Source organism: Mesorhizobium sp. M7A.F.Ca.CA.001.08.2.1 (assembly GCF_003998455.1).
GTDB lineage: Bacteria > Pseudomonadota > Alphaproteobacteria > Rhizobiales > Rhizobiaceae > Mesorhizobium > Mesorhizobium ciceri.
Genome location: NZ_RZPW01001162.1, coordinates 1 through 1,282, shown reverse-complemented (window position 1 = coordinate 1,282; position 1,282 = coordinate 1). Strand labels below are relative to the sequence as shown.

General features: G+C 55.9%; 1 protein-coding gene and 1 pseudogene. Both read left to right on the top strand.

Annotated features, from left to right (window positions below; all coding sequences use genetic code 11):
• Positions 1 to 1,111, top strand: a 1,111-nt coding sequence (locus tag EN914_RS35820; protein WP_164779186.1) for a sensor histidine kinase, incomplete at its 5' end; no start/stop codon positions are given.
• Positions 1,111 to 1,282, top strand: a pseudogene (locus tag EN914_RS39695) (response regulator); the annotation flags it as partial. The gene EN914_RS35820 and the pseudogene EN914_RS39695, both read left to right, overlap by 1 nt.

Below are 1,282 nucleotides of genomic sequence, written 5' to 3'. Positions count from 1 at the left end.
CGTGGGAACTAGCGAGATCACCTGGTCCGAGCAGGCCCATCGAATTTTTGAGTTTGAGCATCGCGTGCCCGTAACGATTGAACTACTCAGTTCGCGCATCCACCCCGATGACCTTGAACTTCTCAATGAAATGATCGATCGAGTTCGGGGCGCCGGCAGTGATTTCGAGTATGAGTGCCGGCTGCTGATGCCCGATCGGTCTACAAAGTATCTGCATGTGGTGGCTCATGGCACTCGCGACCATGATGGGGCACTCGAGTACATAGGCGCAGTTCAGGATGTAACTGAGCGGCGCCTCTCGGAGGAAGCGCTCGGCAAAGTTCGGTCGGAACTGGCGCATGTTGCCAGAGCAACGACACTCGGCGCACTGACTGCATCAATCGCGCACGAGGTGAACCAACCTCTCTCCGGTATCATGACCAATGCAAGCACCTGCCTGCGCATGCTTGCGGCAGATCCGCCCAATGTCGATGGGGCTCGCGAGACGGCACGGCGCACTCTTCGCGACGGCAAAAGGGCTTCGGATGTGATCGTGCGATTGCGCGCCCTCTTTGCCAAGAAGAACGAACTCACGGAATCGGTGGATCTTAACGAGGCGACCCGAGAGGTGATTGCACTGTCGTCGAATGACCTACAGAGAAACCGGGTCAATCTCCGCGCCGAATTCCGAGATGACATTCCGCCTATAGCTGGCGACCGCGTTCAGCTTCAGCAAGTTATTCTGAACCTGTTGCTGAACGCCTCCGATGCAATGAAAGGCGTTGACGACCGGCCAAGGCAATTGCTGATCAGAACAGATCGAGATGAAAGCGAGCATGTCCAACTCACCGTGCAGGACACGGGAGTGGGTTTCGAACCACAGGCCGTGGAGAGACTTTTCGACGCCTTTTATACGACCAAAACTAGTGGCATGGGGATCGGCCTATCAGTTAGTCGGCATATCATCGAAAGCCACCAAGGTCGGCTCTGGGCCTCCTCTAATGAAGGTCCCGGCGCGACATTTTCATTTTCCATCCCCCGGAAGTCCGTGCGGACTCGAGACAGTGACCGCTCCGGGCACAACCAAACCTCTGCCGATGTGGAAATTGGGCAAGCTATGAGGAAAAACTAATGGTATCCAAGTCGCTCGTGTCGGTCGTCGATGATGACGAGTCCGTTCGCGAGTCGCTGCCTGACTTGCTCAGGGAGTTCGGTTTTGCGGTTCAGGCGTTCTCATCGGCAGAGGAATTTCTAGCATCCGATTGGATGGACCGAACTGATTGCCTGGTCCTCGACGTAGTCA